Origin of the sequence: Ruminococcus sp. AF31-8BH, assembly GCF_003460605.1 — a bacterium.
Classification (GTDB): domain Bacteria; phylum Bacillota; class Clostridia; order Lachnospirales; family Lachnospiraceae; genus Blautia_A; species Blautia_A acetigignens.
In genome coordinates this window covers 193,844-209,428 of the sequence record NZ_QTVN01000009.1, presented here as the reverse complement: position 1 = coordinate 209,428, position 15,585 = coordinate 193,844, and the positions used below count along the sequence as shown (strand labels likewise).

General features: G+C 45.7%; 18 protein-coding genes and 1 riboswitch. Of the genes, 4 read left to right on the top strand and 14 right to left on the bottom strand.

Annotated features, from left to right (window positions below):
• Positions 1-53: 53 nt before the first annotated feature.
• The 6 genes from proC to DWZ38_RS12985 all read right to left on the bottom strand — a co-directional run bounded on the left by proC (position 54) and on the right by DWZ38_RS12985 (position 6,372).
• Positions 54-848 (bottom strand): pyrroline-5-carboxylate reductase, encoded by a 795-nt coding sequence (proC, locus tag DWZ38_RS13010; RefSeq protein ID WP_021925119.1) that lies wholly within the window; start codon positions 846-848, stop codon positions 54-56.
• A 146-nt stretch (positions 849-994) separates the two neighbouring features.
• A complete protein-coding gene (locus DWZ38_RS13005; RefSeq protein WP_021925118.1) occupies positions 995-1,453 on the bottom strand; it encodes a CYTH domain-containing protein in 459 nt (152 codons plus the stop codon).
• Between the two features lie 81 nt (positions 1,454-1,534).
• Complete coding sequence (malQ, locus tag DWZ38_RS13000; protein ID WP_173765295.1) at positions 1,535-3,085, bottom strand: 4-alpha-glucanotransferase; 1,551 nt, start codon at positions 3,083-3,085, stop codon at positions 1,535-1,537.
• 156 nt (positions 3,086-3,241) lie between these two features.
• Positions 3,242-4,570 (bottom strand): MATE family efflux transporter, encoded by a 1,329-nt coding sequence (locus DWZ38_RS12995; protein ID WP_021925116.1) that lies wholly within the window; start codon positions 4,568-4,570, stop codon positions 3,242-3,244.
• Positions 4,571-4,585: 15 nt separating this feature from the next.
• On the bottom strand, positions 4,586-5,056 hold the full coding sequence (locus DWZ38_RS12990) for a MarR family transcriptional regulator (RefSeq protein WP_117853294.1): 471 nt from the start codon (positions 5,054-5,056) through the stop codon (positions 4,586-4,588).
• Positions 5,057-5,286: 230 nt separating this feature from the next.
• A complete protein-coding gene (locus tag DWZ38_RS12985; protein ID WP_117853291.1) occupies positions 5,287-6,372 on the bottom strand; it encodes a J domain-containing protein in 1,086 nt (361 codons plus the stop codon).
• 208 nt (positions 6,373-6,580) lie between these two features.
• On the opposite strand from DWZ38_RS12985, the gene DWZ38_RS12980 reads away from it, so the two are divergent.
• A complete protein-coding gene (locus DWZ38_RS12980; protein ID WP_021925113.1) occupies positions 6,581-7,219 on the top strand; it encodes a sugar O-acetyltransferase in 639 nt (212 codons plus the stop codon).
• Between the two features lie 44 nt (positions 7,220-7,263).
• On the top strand, positions 7,264-8,640 hold the full coding sequence (locus tag DWZ38_RS12975; RefSeq protein ID WP_117853289.1) for an MATE family efflux transporter: 1,377 nt from the start codon (positions 7,264-7,266) through the stop codon (positions 8,638-8,640).
• A 116-nt stretch (positions 8,641-8,756) separates the two neighbouring features.
• Here DWZ38_RS12975 and DWZ38_RS12970 read toward each other — a convergent pair whose 3' ends face one another.
• From DWZ38_RS12970 to DWZ38_RS12940, 7 genes are all read right to left on the bottom strand, one after another.
• On the bottom strand, positions 8,757-9,182 hold the full coding sequence (locus DWZ38_RS12970) for a phosphohydrolase (RefSeq protein WP_117853287.1): 426 nt from the start codon (positions 9,180-9,182) through the stop codon (positions 8,757-8,759).
• 252 nt (positions 9,183-9,434) lie between these two features.
• Positions 9,435-10,172 (bottom strand): sulfite exporter TauE/SafE family protein, encoded by a 738-nt coding sequence (locus tag DWZ38_RS12965; protein ID WP_021925110.1) that lies wholly within the window; start codon positions 10,170-10,172, stop codon positions 9,435-9,437.
• Positions 10,173-10,184: 12 nt separating this feature from the next.
• On the bottom strand, positions 10,185-11,090 hold the full coding sequence (locus DWZ38_RS12960) for an AraC family transcriptional regulator (RefSeq protein ID WP_117853285.1): 906 nt from the start codon (positions 11,088-11,090) through the stop codon (positions 10,185-10,187).
• Between the two features lie 278 nt (positions 11,091-11,368).
• Positions 11,369-11,584, bottom strand: coding sequence for an ATP-binding protein (locus DWZ38_RS12950; protein WP_243000260.1), 216 nt, complete (start codon positions 11,582-11,584; stop codon positions 11,369-11,371).
• The gene (locus tag DWZ38_RS21980; RefSeq protein ID WP_147343010.1) at positions 11,556-11,747 is read right to left on the bottom strand and encodes a hypothetical protein; all 192 of its coding nucleotides are present in this window, start codon (positions 11,745-11,747) and stop codon (positions 11,556-11,558) included. The genes DWZ38_RS12950 and DWZ38_RS21980 overlap by 29 nt, the downstream gene beginning before the upstream one ends.
• Positions 11,719-12,114: a hypothetical protein gene (locus DWZ38_RS12945; protein WP_117853277.1), complete on the bottom strand. Its 396-nt coding sequence runs from the start codon at positions 12,112-12,114 to the stop codon at positions 11,719-11,721. The genes DWZ38_RS21980 and DWZ38_RS12945 overlap by 29 nt, the downstream gene beginning before the upstream one ends.
• A 97-nt stretch (positions 12,115-12,211) precedes the next feature.
• Positions 12,212-12,284: riboswitch (cyclic di-GMP riboswitch) on the bottom strand.
• A gap of 62 nt (positions 12,285-12,346) precedes the next feature.
• Complete coding sequence (locus DWZ38_RS12940) at positions 12,347-13,708, bottom strand: M20 family metallopeptidase (RefSeq protein ID WP_173765283.1); 1,362 nt, start codon at positions 13,706-13,708, stop codon at positions 12,347-12,349.
• A 150-nt stretch (positions 13,709-13,858) separates the two neighbouring features.
• On the opposite strand from DWZ38_RS12940, the gene DWZ38_RS22265 reads away from it, so the two are divergent.
• Positions 13,859-14,107, top strand: coding sequence for a hypothetical protein (locus DWZ38_RS22265; RefSeq protein WP_021925104.1), 249 nt, complete (start codon positions 13,859-13,861; stop codon positions 14,105-14,107).
• Entirely contained in the window at positions 14,065-14,397 is a 333-nt protein-coding gene (locus DWZ38_RS12930; RefSeq protein ID WP_147343008.1) for an amino acid ABC transporter substrate-binding protein, read from the top strand. Before DWZ38_RS22265 ends, DWZ38_RS12930 begins: the two co-directional genes overlap by 43 nt.
• 25 nt (positions 14,398-14,422) lie before the next feature.
• On the opposite strand, the gene DWZ38_RS12925 is transcribed toward DWZ38_RS12930, so the two are convergent.
• The gene (locus DWZ38_RS12925; RefSeq protein WP_021925102.1) at positions 14,423-15,460 is read right to left on the bottom strand and encodes a helix-turn-helix transcriptional regulator; all 1,038 of its coding nucleotides are present in this window, start codon (positions 15,458-15,460) and stop codon (positions 14,423-14,425) included.
• Positions 15,461-15,585: the final 125 nt, after the last annotated feature.

Sequence of the window (15,585 nt, the reverse complement as noted above, 5' to 3'; positions counted from 1 at the left end):
CCTGCATATCAGTCAAACTGCAGCTATAAGTGAATATTAAATCTTTTTAAGGGTTACATTTGTTTTCCTTTATCAGATGCTGCCTGGAGTGCTTCGAATACGGCGCTGCGGAAGCCGTTTTTCTCAAGGGTGCGGACGCCTTCAATGGTAGTTCCGGCCGGGGAGCAGACCATGTCTTTAAGTTCGCCCGGATGCATGCCAGTTCCCAGAACCATCTTGGCACTTCCAAGTACAGACTGGGAGGCAAACTGATAAGCCTGCTTTCTTGGCATTCCCTGTGCGACTGCTGCGTCTGCCATTGCTTCAATGAACATAAAAACATATGCGGGGGAGCATCCGCTGACTGCTCCGACTGCATCCATCAGACGCTCCGGGACTACCTCTGTGCGTCCGAAGCTGTTGGTGATGGCAAGAATCTGGTCCAGATCCTCTTTGGTTACGCGGTCATTGGCGCAGGCGCCTGTCATGCCTTCGCCTACTTGTGCCGGGGTATTGGGCATCAGGCGTACCACTTTCAGAGGCTGCTCGCATTTTTCTTCCAGCCATGCAAGAGTTTTGCCGGGGGCAATTCCTACGATCATGTGATCCGGTGTCAGGCAGCCTTTGATCTGGCTGATTACTTCTTCGTAGAACTGAGGCTTCACAGCTAATATAACAATATTTGCATTTTTTACGACTTCACAGTTGTCCATAGTTGTGACAACCCCAAGTTTTTCCCGGCTTCTTTTGCTTCCTTCTTCTGTAAGATTTGAAACAATAATCTCATCTTTCGCAAATACACCTTTTTTCAGGATTCCACCGATCATCGCAGACCCCATATTTCCACATCCGATAAATCCAATTTTCATATTTTTCTGCTCCTCTCATGTAAGCCAATCATCAGTTAAGGCTCATTATAAAATAAAAAAATTTAAGGTGCAATATATAGGCATAAAAAAATAGCTGTCCTGTACTTTGGCGAGTCTCGACAGCTATTTTTTACGAAACATATTTGTCAATTTATATTTTTCCTGCTCAGGGTACTGTTGTGGTACTCGGTGGAGTAGGTCACATCCTCGCCGAACCAGCTGGGGGGCTGGTAGGCGTGGGCGGCTTCTTCGGAGGGGAACTCTACCTCAGCCAGAAGAAGGCCCTCATAAGGTGCTTTGAACACATCCAGTTCAATGGACAGTCCATCCTTCTCCGGAATCACATAGCGCACCTTGGAGATCACGATTCCGTCCGCCTTCAGCTTCAGGTGCTCATAAGCCTCCTTCGTCAAGGGCAGATTGTACTCCTCCCTTGCCAGAAGTCCCTTTGACTTATAGGTGAGATAATAGTTGTCATTTGACTTGCGAATCCGCACCACCGGTTCTGTGCACAGATATCCCTGTTCGATCACCTTGCAGGGATACTGCTCCAGATTTTCCGGAAGGTTCTCTTTTTTCACAAGAAATTTTCTCTCGATTTCCATAGAATTCCCTCCTGATAAAGCTTTTTCAAACATGCCCTAAAGCAGTTCAGGCATTACTATTCACTCCGTGTCCAGCAGCACTTAAGCTTCCTCTTTTTCTTCATCCTCTTCTTCCACAGGATCCGGAGTCCAGTTTCTTCTTCCGAATCTGGTGACAAGAGCCAGCATTTCTTTTTGCAGTTCCTTTGTAAACTGGCCTTCTGTCAGACGCCATTTCCAGTTGATACCAAGTGTGGACGGCTGGTTGATCCGGGCCGTATTATCCAGCTGCAGATAATCCTGGATTGGAATGATACATCTTCCAGCCGCACTTCCCATTACCAGACGGATCATGTTTCTGCAGATTCCCTTCTCATCATCATGGAAATTCCACAGATATTCACGAACCATATGACGCTCCTCAGGCGTAATATCACTGTACCAGCCAAGAAGAGTCTCATTGTCATGAGTTCCGGTATAAACCACACAGTTGTTTGTATAATTATGCGGCAGATAATCGCTGGCATTTCCGGTATCGCGGGCATCAAAAGCGAACTCGATTACCTTCATATTGGGATATCCGCTCTCCTCCACAAGACGCTTCACAGAATCTGTCATAAAGCCAAGATCCTCTGCAATAATGTCTTTTTGTCCCAGTCTCTGGGAAACGGTGCGGAACAGATCCATTCCAGGTCCTTTTTCCCACCAGCCGCGCTCCGCAGTCTTATCTCCATACGGAATTGCATAATATTCATCAAAACCGCGGAAATGATCGATACGGACAACATCATACATATTAAAGCAGTGCGCCAGACGCTTCATCCACCACTCAAAGCCTGTATTCCTGTGCACATCCCATCTGTACAGCGGATTGCCCCAGAGCTGTCCTGTTGCGGAAAATCCATCTGGCGGGCATCCTGCTACCTGTGTAGGCTCATTGTTCTCATCCAGCTTGAAAAGTCCCGGATTCGCCCAGGTATCTGCACTGTCCATGGCAACATAGATGGGAATATCTCCGATAATACGGATACCTTTTTTGTTTGCATAGGCTTTTAATTTCGCCCACTGCTCATAGAATTTAAACTGCATATATTCCTGAAATTCAATTTCGAAATAAAGCTCTCTTCTGTAATAATCCAGCGCATTGTTCCAGCGAAGACGGATATCCTCCGCCCATTCGGTCCACGGAATTCCTCCGAAGCGATCCTTCACTGCCATAAAAAGCGCATAATCACCAAGCCAGTGTGCCTGCTCCTGCTGGAATCTGACAAACTCCGGATTCTTTGAGATATCGCTTCTCTCATAAGCCTTGCGAAGAAGCTTATAGCGTCCCTTGTAGATTTTCTCATAATCCACATCATCTGCTCTGGATCCGAAATCCACAGCATCGCATTCCTTCTTTGTCAGAACCCCTTCCTCAATCAGATCCTCAAGACTGATGAAATAAGGATTTCCTGCAAAAGTAGAGAAGGACTGATAAGGTGAATCCCCATAGCTGGTAGGGCCAAGAGGCAGAATCTGCCAGCAGCCCTGTCCTGCTGCCTTTAACTGGTCTACAAACTCATAAGCACTTTTTGAAAAACATCCAATTCCATATTTTGACGGCAGGCTGCTGATTGGAAGCAGCACGCCGCATTCTCTTTGAATTCCCATTTTTCCCTCCATAATATCCTGAAACATAATCCTGATTCTTTCCCTATGTCCGCTGCAGACGCCGCAGCTTTCGCAGTTTGACATACTTATTTGTATCATGGCACATTTCATCATACAGAATCAATATTAAATTTTCAAGAAATATGGCATTTTTTCCTAATAATGATATTTTTTCCTGTTTTTCACAAAACAGATCAGGGAACATACCATGCCCAGTCCCTCTGCAACTACAATAGCACCCCAGATTCCATCCATTCCCAGCACAGCAGGAAGCAGCAATACCATCCCTCCTCTAAAAATCAGGGTTCTTGTGAAAGACAAGAATGCGGACAGCGGACCATTACACAGCGCAGTGAAAAAAGAGGATGCATAAATATTAATTCCGCTTAACAAATATCCCAGTGCGAAAATCCGAAAGCCATGAACAGTCATATTCAGAAGTTCTTTGTCATAACCCACGAAAACAGCTGACAACGGATAACTGATAGCTTCAGAAACTACAACCATGATCACGGATGTAATGCCAATGATCGTGATACTTTTTCGGAATACGCTTTTTAACTCTTTATGATTTCCCGCACCATACTGGTAACTGACCACTGGAGCACTTCCTGATGAAAAACCAAGAAATGCCGCTAGGAAAACAAAATCTACATACATCATAACAGAATAAGCCGCAACTCCCATTTCCCCGATTACTTTCATCAGCTGGATATTATATAAAATACTGATCAGGGAAGCAGAAATATTGCTGAGAAGTTCTGAGGAGCCATTGGAAGCAGCCTGAAGAAGCTGTTTTCCATAAAATCTGGTTCTGGTCAGCTGCAGACCATGTTCTCTCTTCTTTGCAAAATAAAGCAGAGGAATTGCACCGCCAACCACATATCCCATAACCGTTGCCAGCCCGGCACCAGCTACTCCCATTTTCAGCACAGCAATAAATACATAATCCAGCACCATATTGGTAACGCCGGATGCAATGGACAGCACCAGTCCAAGAACAGGCTTTTCATTTACCACAAAGAAATTCTGGAAGCTGACTTGCAGCATAAATGGTACACTTCCACTAATCAGGATAGTCCCATAAGTCACACTGCTTTCCATAAGAAGGTCGCTGGCTCCTGCAAGGCGCATAATAGGACGGACAAAAATAAGAATAATTACCGTCAGTATTGCACCGATTCCTATAATACTGTAAATCAACATGGAAAAATACTGATTTGCCAGCTCCTTTTTCCCTTCTCCAAGTGTTTTGGCTACCAGTGCACTGCCTCCCGTTCCCAACATAAATCCAACAGCTCCGATAATCATGGCGACCGGGAATGCAATGTTAATTGCGGAAAGTGCCATAGCTCCCACAAGATTGGATACAAACAATCCATCTACCACGCTGTAAATGGAGGCAACGATCATCGTAACCACAGAGGGCAGCGTAAAACGCAGCAAGCGGCTGTAGGTAAAATGATCGGATAATCTGATCTGCATAAATAAAATTTCTCCTTATTGTTTTTTCTTATTTCTTTCCAGAAGCTTTTTCATTTCATCTTCCAGTATGTCAATATGTCTATATCCGTAATAAAGGACATTTTCTCTTTCCTGGGATGTAAGTCTTTTAAATGCTCTTTGTTCCAGCTCAAAAATCGGGTCTACTGTACTTTGCGCCAGTTCTTTTCCTTTCTCAGTAAAATGGATGGTTTTGCTCTTCTTGTTTCCAGAATCCTGTGATAAACAGATTACGCCATCCTTTTCCAGCTTTTTTAATGCACTGTTTACTGTCTGCTTTCTGAGATGCAGGCTTTCACAAAGCTGCGCCTGAGTATAGCCGCCATCATTTTCCCGAACAAAATACAGAATATCAAACATAGTTTCTGTCATTCCGAAGTGCGATGCCAGCTTATAGTAGACTTCACAGTTTTTTTTGTAAATATTGTTCACTTCTCTGGAAAATTCTTCGAAAGTCATTTCTTCCATCTGTTTTCCCCTTTCTGATTGCGAAGAAGTTTTTCTTTGGTTTGATAAAATAATCCGAAATCGGATTATTTGCAGTATAGTCCTATTTCGGATTATTGTCAAGGTATAAAAAAACAGCTTGCATAGTGAAGTTTGGCATTTTTTACAGCATCATTTATTCTGCTGTATTGCCTTTTCCTCATACTTGCAAACTGCTTTTTCAAAGCTATTCTTTTATGTTCTTTTTATTTTCAGGCTGTCCGGGAATTTCTCGCTCCAGTCATCCTGGTGCTGGCGTCAAATTCATGGAGTTTCCTCTTGGATTCTTCACTTAAATTTCTTGGTACCTGAACCTGGATTGTTACGTACAGATCTCCGTAGACTCCGGCTTTGCCCATAACCTGAATGCCTTTGCCTCTCAGACGGATCTTGCTGCCGGACTGGGTACCTTCCGGGATACGGCACATTACCTGACCGCTTAAGGTCTGAACTCTGGCTTCTCCGCCAAGAGCGGCTGTCAGAAACGGGATATTTACAGTGGTGTAAATGTCTGCGCCTTTTCGTTCAAATCCGGCTCTTTCTCCAACATGTACCTTCAGAAGCAGGTCACCTGCCGGGGCACCGCCATAGCCTGGGTTACCTTTGCCTCTTAAGCGGATGCTCTTTCCATTGTCGATTCCTGCGGGGATGTGAACCTTCAGGGTCTGTTTGCCCTTTCCGTCAGCGTCGGAAAGATTGATCAGCTTGTCGCAGCCAAGAGCCGCTTCGTCGAAGCTGATGGAAATCTCCGCATTCAGATCCTGGCCTTTCTGCTGGTAGCTGCCGCTGCCAAACTGGCTTCCGAAGCCGGAACCTCCAAAGCCGTGTCCGCCGAAGCCATGAGCGGAACTGCCGTGGCCGAATGTGCTTCCTCCGAAGCCGCCTCCAAACAGATTCTTCAGAATGTCGTCCATGTCACCGCCTTCAAAATGGTATTCCTGATAGCTGCCGTCCGGGCTTCTGTAAGCACCGCTCTGGCCTTTTCCAAAGCCGCCAAAACCACCGAAACCAGAACTGTTAAAACCTGACTGGTTAAAGCCTCCGGCACCATATCCTGCTCCGCCGCCTTCTTCAAATGCCGCATGGCCGAACTGGTCATACAATTTCTTTTTCTCCGGGTCACTGAGCACGTTATAGGCTTCTGTAACTTCCTTGAATTTCTCTTCTGCATCTGCATTTCCTGCGTTTGAATCAGGATGATATTTCTTCGCCATCTTACGATAGGCTTTCTTTATTGTATCTTTGTCCGCGCTGCGGTTAATTCCCAGCACTTCATAATAATCTCTCTTTGCTCCCATATTGGTCACCTCTGACTCCTCAAATTCAACCTACACAAATTCCCCGGAATCACTCCCGGGGAAATCATTTTTCTTGTTCTATTCGTAATATAACATTCATTCGTGCAAGTGTCAAGCAAACATAGGGAAATTCATAATTTTTTCACATTGTTTCATTTTCTATGCTATAATAGTAACACTTTACAATTCTTTTTTGGAGGGAAATCAGATGAATCATAAAGAGCGTATGGAGCAGGGGCTGATCTATAATCCTAATCTTCCGGAGATCACGGGAGATCAGTTTGTGTATATGGATAAGCTGTGGGAGTTTAATCAGCTGAAGCCTTCACAGTTTGCAGAAAAAGAGCGCTATATGAAAGAAATGTTTGCCGAGTGCGGAGAGAACTGCTATATTGAGCTTCCATTTCGTGCAAACTGGGGTGGAAAAAATGTTCATTTCGGAAACGGTGTGTATGCCAATTTCAATCTCACACTGGTGGACGATGGGGACATTTATATTGATGACAAAGTCATGTTCGGGCCTAATGTAACCATTGCCACAGCGAACCACCCCATCGATCCAGGACTTCGCGAAAAAGCCATGCAGTACAATAAGCCAGTCCATATCTGCGAAAATGTATGGATAGGTGCGGGAACTGTCATTGTCCCTGGTGTTACCATCGGGAAAAATTCTGTCATCGGTGCCGGCAGCGTTGTCACAAAAGACATTCCGGAGAATGTGGTGGCCGTAGGCAATCCCTGCCGTGTGCTGCGGGAAATCGGGGAACATGAGCGCGAGTATTTCTATAAAAAGGAACGCATTGACTGGGAAAATTTAGGAGACATCTCATACACTCCCCTTGGCTGACTTTTCGCCAAACACTGCACTATAAAATAAACTAAGGACAAAACATGAAAAACAAACAATTAAATCTTACATCCGGTCCTATTTTACGGACTCTTGCAGAACTGGCACTGCCGATCATGGCATCTTCCTTCCTTTCCACTGCATATAACATTACGGACATGGCATGGATCGGGATGCTGGGCTCCAAGGCTGTGGCTGGCGTAGGCGTAGGAGGCATGTACGTATGGCTCTCCCAGGGATTTTCCTCCCTGACGAGAATGGGCGGCCAGGTAAACATGGCCCAGTCTCTTGGAAAAGGAGACCGGAAATCTGCAGCTGGCTTTGCCCAGGCGGCTCTGCAGCTTACCATACTTTTCGCTCTTTTCGTTACTGTAGTCAGTATGGTCTTTACAGGTCCTCTGCTGAAGTTCTTTACCCTGACAGATGCCGAAACCTACAACAGCGCCAGAATTTACATGCGCATCACCTGCGGACTGATTTTATTTTCCTTTCTTTCTCAGGTGCTGACCGGACTTTTCACAGCCCAGGGCGATTCCAAAACACCGCTGAAAGCCAACTTTTTCGGTCTGGTTCTGAACATGATCCTTGATCCTCTTCTGGTACTTGGCGTAGGACCTTTCCCAAGGCTGGAGGTGGTGGGAGCAGCCGCTGCAACTGTAACCGCCCAGATCGTGGTTCTGCTGATTCTGATCACCGGAATCATCCGCGATCATGGCGATTCCAATGTTCTGCGAAAGATTCAGCTTCTTTCCAGGCCGGAACTTTCTTACGTAAAAGGTGTATTTCGCATTGGAATCCCAACTGCATTACAGGGAAGTATTTACTGCATTATCTCTATGATCCTGACCAGAATGGTCTCCGGTTTCGGCGCCGGTGCAATCGCAGTACAGCGTGTTGGCGGACAGATTGAGTCTCTTTCCTGGAATACAGCAGATGGTTTTGGTTCTGCTTTAAATGCTTTTATGGGACAAAATTATGGAGCCAGGAAGGTTGACCGAATCAAACAGGGATACAGCATTTCCCTTCGGCTTCTGGTGTGCTGGACAGCTCTAATCACTATTGCCTTTGTATTTTTCCCAAGGTATATCTCCGTGCTGTTCTTCCATGAAGAGGAGGTGGTCCGGCTTTCTATTGATTATCTGCGGATCATCGGATTTTCTGAAATCCTGCTCAGCGTCGAGATGATGACCGTTGGCGCACTTTCCGGACTTGGAAGGACACAGCTTTGCAGCGTGATCAGCATTTCCCTTACCGTTATGCGTATTCCGCTGGCACTGATCCTTTCCGGCACTTCCCTTGGTCTGAATGGAATCTGGTGGGCCCTAACCCTTTCCAGTGTTGCGAAAGGAATTATTTTCTATATTACTTTTCAGTATATTTGCAGACATAGTCTGCTGAAAGCGGCTGGCTCAAAAAATTAAGCAAAATACTCTGGCTTACGCCAAAACATAATCATTGATAAAAAATCCCAGGCGGCTGCATGTACTTTACAGGAAGTACAGCAGATGCCTGGGACAATTTATTCATAACAATATTATCATTTCATGCTATTCTCCACTACTCCTGGAAGTACCTCATAAATGGGACAGCCCATCTTCCCCTGAAAATATTCTTTTATTTCCAGTATCTTTTTCCATCTGTCTATGGCAGCCGGATGAACGCCGTACCGAATGGTCACATCCACAAACTGTTCCATGAACTGGTAATCTTCCTCGCTGACATCGAATTTGCCAATAGAGGTGCGGATATCCTGGATCATAAATGCGTGGGAAATACAGATCTGGGCAGCCTTTTCCCAACCACGCTCTAGAATATATGCTTTCTCCGAATCCAGATCTGCACAGCGGCGTGCAATATTTTCGCAGGCCAGCGCCACATATCTGGAATGATCCACCCATACACCGGGGTTGGACTGATAAGCTTCTTTTAATGCCTGTTCTGCTGTTTTACGATCTGGTTCCATATAAAGTACCTCCTGAAACGAAAATGCCGCCTGTCGGCGACATCACTCACTACATACGAAAATCCGTTACTCTGTATCTGCAAACCTCATCCAGAACTCTGAGAGGTAAGGAGGATGAAAAATGCAGCATCGCTGCGTCCCCTGTATTTCATCCTCCCGAGTATCATTATAGTGCATTTTATATTTTTGCAATACATTTTTTCTGCCATTTTGTATTAAAATCCTGCCATTTTTTCAGGCAGGCACATACTGCTACATATTCTGCAGTGTCAGTGAGACACCTGACAGAATCAATAATACTGCCATCATCCTCCGTACCGTCTTTTCCTTCAGCAGGGAACTGCTTTTCATTCCCGCAAACAATCCCAGAATGGCAATAGGAATCAGCATAAGCGCACTTTTTAGGGTATCAAAGGTAAGCAGATGAAGGGCACTGTACAAAATAATCCGGAATGTATTGTCCGCAATAAATACGGCGCTGATATTGGCCTTGAACTCGCTTCCGCTGTCCGTCACCCGGTCCACATAGACTGCTAGAAGTGCTCCAACGCCAAATAGCCCGCAAAGAACACCAGCTAACAAACCAACTGCTCCAAATGTAAGCCTGGACCTGGGCGAAGATTGGGACAACGGATTCCCCTCTCCCCTTTTCTTGTCCCGAAAAAGCATTTCCAGCCCAAAGAGCACTGCCACATTGCCAAATATCACCTTGATATTGCTTACATCTGCATTTTTCAGAAGCAAAGCCCCCGGGATGCAGCCTGCCAGCACAAGGGCTGCCAGCGGCAGATATACCTTATAATCCAGGCTTTTCCTGTTTTTCCAGGTGAGGATAAAATTGGTGGGATACCCGATCAGCAGCTCCACCGGCGAAATATTGGCATTGGCTGCGCCAAAGCTCAAAATCGAAGTAAACACCAGCGTATTTGCAAATCCGCACAATCCCTTAATAAAGTAAGCCGTAAAAGCGGCTATGATCCATAGATACATAACATTTCCTCTCTATTTATGCTCCGTCTTCTGCCTGTACTCTCCCGGAGTGCAGTTCATATATTCCCGGAAAACCTTGCCGAAGTAGCTGCTGCTTCCAAGGCCGCAGGCGTGGCTGATCTCTGTAACGGAGGCGCGGGTTTCCGCCAGCATCTGGCAGGCCATCTGGAGGCGATAGTTCTGGATATACTGCATGGGCGTCATGTGCAGGCATTCCTGGAAAATGCGGAAGCATTCCCGCTCGCTTAGGAACACTGCGGATGCCAGCTGGGAGATAACCAGCTTTTCTGAATAGTGCTGATGAACATAGATCATCAGGTCTTTGATCTTATCGTTGTTTTTGCGCAGTTTGGGAGGCTGTGCAAGAAGAGGAACTGCCTGCTGGAAGATCCGAATCCAGATTTCAGAGAGCACTGCCCGAAGATGAATTTCAAATCCAAACTCCTTTTCGGAAATGTCAAATGCATTCCGGATCATCTTCAGGATTTCCTGGTGAACCGGATTTCCCGGATATAATGCAATCATTTCCGCCTGCGGCACTGTAATAAGCGGCAGTACATATTTCCCTTCAATCCTGCTGCCGCGCCCGCCGGAAATTAGGGACGCATCAAAGATATGGCAAAATTCAACATTCTCATTGATCAATGAAATCCCTCTGGAAGCATGCAGAATATTAGAATTCAAAAGTCCGCCGCTGCCTGCTGGAAAACAGATTTTCTCACTAGGGAGATTGTATTCCACTTCCCCGCTTTCCACATAAAAAAGCTCCACGGCCTTATGCCAGTGCCAGGGCACAAAATGATCCGGATATTGATCCAGCTCTGCCCTTGAAGCAATATAAGGAAAATCCATCCCAAAATCCGGAAGCAACTCCTCCTGGCTTCCTGCATGAAACTGAATCTGCCTGATCTTCTTCATGAATTTCCCCTCTTCTTTCCGTGTATTTGAGCGCCCAAAGGCTGCCTAAATGAATGTCTTTATTCTTCTTATCCTACCCGCATGGAAATCATCTTCGCCTTCATTGCTGCCATAGCGCTTTGCCTGCCGGATGATCTCCATGCAGTCCATATCCGGCATTTTCCAGTCGATCAGACAGATATCAAAAGGCCGCTTCTTCTCATTGGCAGAGCGGACCAGGTCGATGGCCTCCTGTCCGGTAGTTACATAGCGGTTCTGAATTTCCAGGCTGTCCAGGATCAGGGAAGTGCTCTCACAGGTGGCTGGATCATCATCCGAAGAATATTCTTGGTGATCACCATTCCAAGTCCGGTTCCCTGAATGCCCTTCAGACGCTCGTCTTCTGCTCTCTCAAAAGGAACAAACAGGCGCTGCACAAACTCTGGCGTCATTCCATATCCATTGTCCTCGCAGGTAAAAACATATTCAGAGTAAAAAGCAGACCCGGAGGGAATCTCTTTCAGGCCAACAGAAATTTTGCAGGCGTAGGGAATCCCCCACTACGTCCTCGTGGATCACATTGCAGATATCAATGAAAAGCTCCTGCTTCTTGGTGGTGATCAGGCATTCATGAACTCTCTGGGTATCGTCAAGATGCGCCTCTGCAATTGTTGGCATTCTCCGCGGCAGCGTATGACTGTTCTGCCACTGCCACAGCCTTTGCCAGAGATTTCCTGTTCTCTCTCTCATTTGCAACAATATCGTCCACCATGCGAAAGCCCATAAGCACATGCTGTTCATCATCCAAACGCATATATTTCATCTGGCACAGGTGCTTTTTTTCCACGATGATACTCTCATAGGTAAAGCTGTACTCTGGCTTGTAGGAAAGAATCTCTGCTACTTTTTCGTAATCCATTTTCCCAAGCAGGCCTTCCTGGTCTTTCTTCGGTACATGGCTCAGAACATATCGCTCACAGATTTCCTCATAGGAAGCAGAGTTTTCGGTATTCAGTTCTTCAAGCTGGATGTCTTTCTCCCACATAAATATATTTCTCTCCTGTATTGCTGCATGGTTTCTCTGGTAACCAAAAAGAGGAATACCATAGACCAACCTATAGTATTCCCCTGCATCATCTTGTATCTGCAACTGGCTGCCATTTCACAGGCCCTATATTGCGTCACAGCCTTTCGACTGCTTTGCCCATTATTTAATTGTGAACTGGATTAGTCCTGGAAAATTATAGCATTAAAGATTTTGTTTTTCAACCAATTTTTTAGATGGCAAGAAGATTCTTAATCGCTTCCATATATACCAGAACTGCCTCTTCCATGCCGGATACAAGAATAAACTCGTCAGCACCATGGATGTGGTAATCAATACCCAGTTTCTCAGGTCCGAATGCGATAATATTCTTCAGGGATTTAGCATAGGTTCCGCCGCCGATTACCATTGGCTTGTTTTCGGTGTCACCGGTTACATCCACGTATGCTTTGTACAGTGCATTGACAAGCGGAGACTCTCTTGGGAAAAACAGAGGATTGCCGATTGTTCCGATCTCAATGCGTCCGTTCTCGTCTTCCAGTCTGCCCTGGCACATTTCGCGCACCTGGTCTGCCTTTAAGGTAACCGGAACACGGATATCAATAGTACAGGAAATCACGCCGTCCTGTGTTTTCACAATGCCGTTGCAGAAGGTAAGGTCGCCGTATTCGTCTGCGAATTTCAGGCCTACACCGGAACCGTCACAGTCTGTGCCAATGTGGCTGTTGTAAAATTTCACGAAGTCATCTTCAAATCCAGCCTCTTCCAGGCACTGGCAGGTTACGCCTGCTGCATTGATTCCAAGTGCCGGTGTGCTTGCATGGGCAGGAACTCCTTTGGCATAGATGGTAAGGGTTCCGTTCTCTTCTGTTACTTTATATTCCTGAAGCTTTGTCTGGGAAAAAGCAGCCTCAAGCTTCTCTTTCAGCCTTGCTTCTGCCGGAATCACGGTGGTGCAGTTGTCGCACACTGCATTGGAAACAAATCCGCCGTTCATAGAAATGATCTTTGTATTCTTGGAGTATGCCATCATGGACATATGCCCTTTTTCGCCGTGGATACATGGGAAATTGGCATCCGGAGTAAAGCCGCAGGACAGCTCTTCTGCTACTTCATTATAATGCTTCATGCATTTGGAGCCAGTCTCCTCGTTGCAGCCCATAATCAGGCGGACACGCTTGTTCAGCTTCACACCGGAATCACGGAGAAGCTTCATTGCATAGAGGGCTTCGATCACAGGTCCTTTGTCATCTGTGGTTCCTCTGCCGTATACGTAGTCCCCTTTGCGTGTCAGCACAAATGGGTCATAAGTCCAGTCACCGCCTACCGGAACAATATCCAGGTGTCCTGCGATGCCGACGATTTCCTCTCCCTCGCCCATCTCTGCATAACCGCAGTAATTGTCCAGGTTCACAGTCTTAAAGCCAAGCTCCTGTGCGATCTGAAGTCCCATCTCAAGTGCTTTGGCAGGGCCTTCCCCAAATGGCATTCCCTCTTTTGCCGGAGCAAGCTGGGAATCAATTGCAACCAGCTTTCCAAGATTGGTAAGCATTTCTTCTGATAATGCGTGGATTTCTTCTTTTATAGTACTCATAGCTCCTCCTGATATCTGTTCTGTTATTTCGCTTACTTCTGCCCGGTCTTATGGTTCCCGGGTATTTTTGTTTTTATCAGTTTCATTATAGCAGTGTTGTCAGAAACTGTACATCTAAATTTTGCACGTCACTAAAATACTCCAAAATCCTTGCAGACTTTTGTTGACGCAGGGGTACAGGCTGCAGACGCTGATGACACACCGGGCCAGAGACTGAAAAAGGTTCGCGTTGGCTATCTGATTTATCCAGGTTATCAGGAAGGAGAAGGAAATGCCCCCAAATCCGGATATGGCTATGAATATCTTCAGCAAATCGCCTATTATGCCGGATGGGAATCAATAAAGGAAGTATTTAGGTGGACCTATTTGAAAGCAGTGAGAAACGGTACGCTGATATGAACAGCGGCAAGCTGGACGCCATTGTTTCCACAACAGTTGCAGAAAAAGAGATTTCCAAGTATCTCTGGAATTCCATTTTGAAAATCGGATATTCTCCTTATTATTTGGGAGTGAGCAAGAAAAGCCCGGAACTGTACGCGGAATTAAATAATGCGATCACCAAGATTCTTCAGTCTGACTGGTATTATAATGAGAAGGTTTATCTGAAATACAATGGAAAAACTTCTCCTGCGGCTACGCTTATTCCGGCGATAGAGATTATCCGGCGAAGCGTTCCTTTTCCCGGATAATCTCTTTTTTTACACCATATAAGTATTATGACTTACCGAGCAGTTTTTCCCAGGGTTCATAGCCTTTCATGTAGGAGAAGTCCTCTCCGTCCCGGAATAATGTCAGCAGGTTTTCTTCCATTTCCCTGGTGTATGGGTTTTCGGCGGTTTTGAATTCCATGTGCTGGTACAGCCTGGATTCCCGGAAATCGCATATGGTGTCCACATTTTCCAGAAGCTGCTTTGCTACCTGGAAGGTATCTTCCACATTTTTCTCTGCAGTTACAATATTAAGCAAAGGGGCACATTGGTTATATTTTCCCATGTCAAATACAGCAGCCAGAGTACACATTTTTTCCGCCAGAAATCTTGCGTATGCACCGTTCTTTTCCTTAAGAGCCTTTGCTGTCATAATGGAAAAAGCCAGATTTAAGGTGGTGTATTCTGAAAAAACAGCATTCTCCAGCTTTTCATATGCCTCTTCTGTTTTTCCCTGCTCCATATAGAGTCTGCCCCAGTTTACCTTTTTCATTGGGTCATAGTCGGAAAAATAGTTTAAATATTTTTCTGCCATTTCGTAGTTCTGTTTTCTTAAATAAAATCCAAACAGGGAATCCGCTGCGTGGTGCTGGATGCTCTCGTTCTCATCATTCAGCGCCAGTTCATACCAGGAATTAATCTGGTCATCATACCTGTCCGGATTCTCGCACTCTCCCAGGATTCTTCTGGAATCCAGCATGACCGCGATCTGCCAGATGAGCAGATTGCAGTTTGGGTACTCGTTTATGGTGTTGACTGCCCACTGATAGGTCTTCTCATAGCCTTCCTCGGAAAACATTTTTTCCATTTCCCGGATCAGTTCTTCAATCTCAGCATCTGTAAGATTTTCCCGAAAAGCCAGCAGCGTATCCAGGGAAATATGAAGCAGCCTTGCAATGGGCGCCAACAAATCAATGTCAGGCTTCGAATTGCCGTTCTCCCACTTATTCACAGCCGGCGTGGTCACTCCTAACCGATTTGCCATCTCCTCCTGGGTGAAACCGGATTCTTTCCTGTATTTCTTAATTACACTTCCAATGTCCATTCCTGTTATCTCCTCTAAACGAACTTGTCACCAGCCGGTGACATCATCATATATAAAAATCAGTTACAGCAAAAGCTTTTGTAAGTAAATCATAACAGGATTGCGGACAGGAGACAATTGAATTG

Bases quoted from the DNA above. Each gene is read 5' to 3' on its own strand.
- proC (WP_021925119.1), bottom strand. From the start codon at position 848: ATGAAAATTGGATTTATCGGATGTGGAAATATGGGGTCTGCGATGATC.
- DWZ38_RS12960 (WP_117853285.1), bottom strand. From the start codon at position 11,090: ATGAAGAAGATCAGGCAGATTCAGTTTCATGCAGGAAGCCAGGAGGAG.
- DWZ38_RS13005 (WP_021925118.1), bottom strand. From the start codon at position 1,453: ATGGAAATCGAGAGAAAATTTCTTGTGAAAAAAGAGAACCTTCCGGAA.
- malQ (WP_173765295.1), bottom strand. From the start codon at position 3,085: ATGGGAATTCAAAGAGAATGCGGCGTGCTGCTTCCAATCAGCAGCCTG.
- DWZ38_RS12990 (WP_117853294.1), bottom strand. From the start codon at position 5,056: ATGGAAGAAATGACTTTCGAAGAATTTTCCAGAGAAGTGAACAATATT.
- DWZ38_RS12965 (WP_021925110.1), bottom strand. From the start codon at position 10,172: ATGTATCTATGGATCATAGCCGCTTTTACGGCTTACTTTATTAAGGGA.
- DWZ38_RS12995 (WP_021925116.1), bottom strand. From the start codon at position 4,570: ATGCAGATCAGATTATCCGATCATTTTACCTACAGCCGCTTGCTGCGT.
- DWZ38_RS12985 (WP_117853291.1), bottom strand. From the start codon at position 6,372: ATGGGAGCAAAGAGAGATTATTATGAAGTGCTGGGAATTAACCGCAGC.
- DWZ38_RS21980 (WP_147343010.1), bottom strand. From the start codon at position 11,747: ATGCCAACAATTGCAGAGGCGCATCTTGACGATACCCAGAGAGTTCAT.
- DWZ38_RS12975 (WP_117853289.1), top strand. From the start codon at position 7,264: ATGAAAAACAAACAATTAAATCTTACATCCGGTCCTATTTTACGGACT.
- DWZ38_RS12945 (WP_117853277.1), bottom strand. From the start codon at position 12,114: ATGTGGGAGAAAGACATCCAGCTTGAAGAACTGAATACCGAAAACTCT.
- DWZ38_RS12940 (WP_173765283.1), bottom strand. From the start codon at position 13,708: ATGAGTACTATAAAAGAAGAAATCCACGCATTATCAGAAGAAATGCTT.
- DWZ38_RS12970 (WP_117853287.1), bottom strand. From the start codon at position 9,182: ATGGAACCAGATCGTAAAACAGCAGAACAGGCATTAAAAGAAGCTTAT.
- DWZ38_RS12925 (WP_021925102.1), bottom strand. From the start codon at position 15,460: ATGGACATTGGAAGTGTAATTAAGAAATACAGGAAAGAATCCGGTTTC.
- DWZ38_RS12980 (WP_021925113.1), top strand. From the start codon at position 6,581: ATGAATCATAAAGAGCGTATGGAGCAGGGGCTGATCTATAATCCTAAT.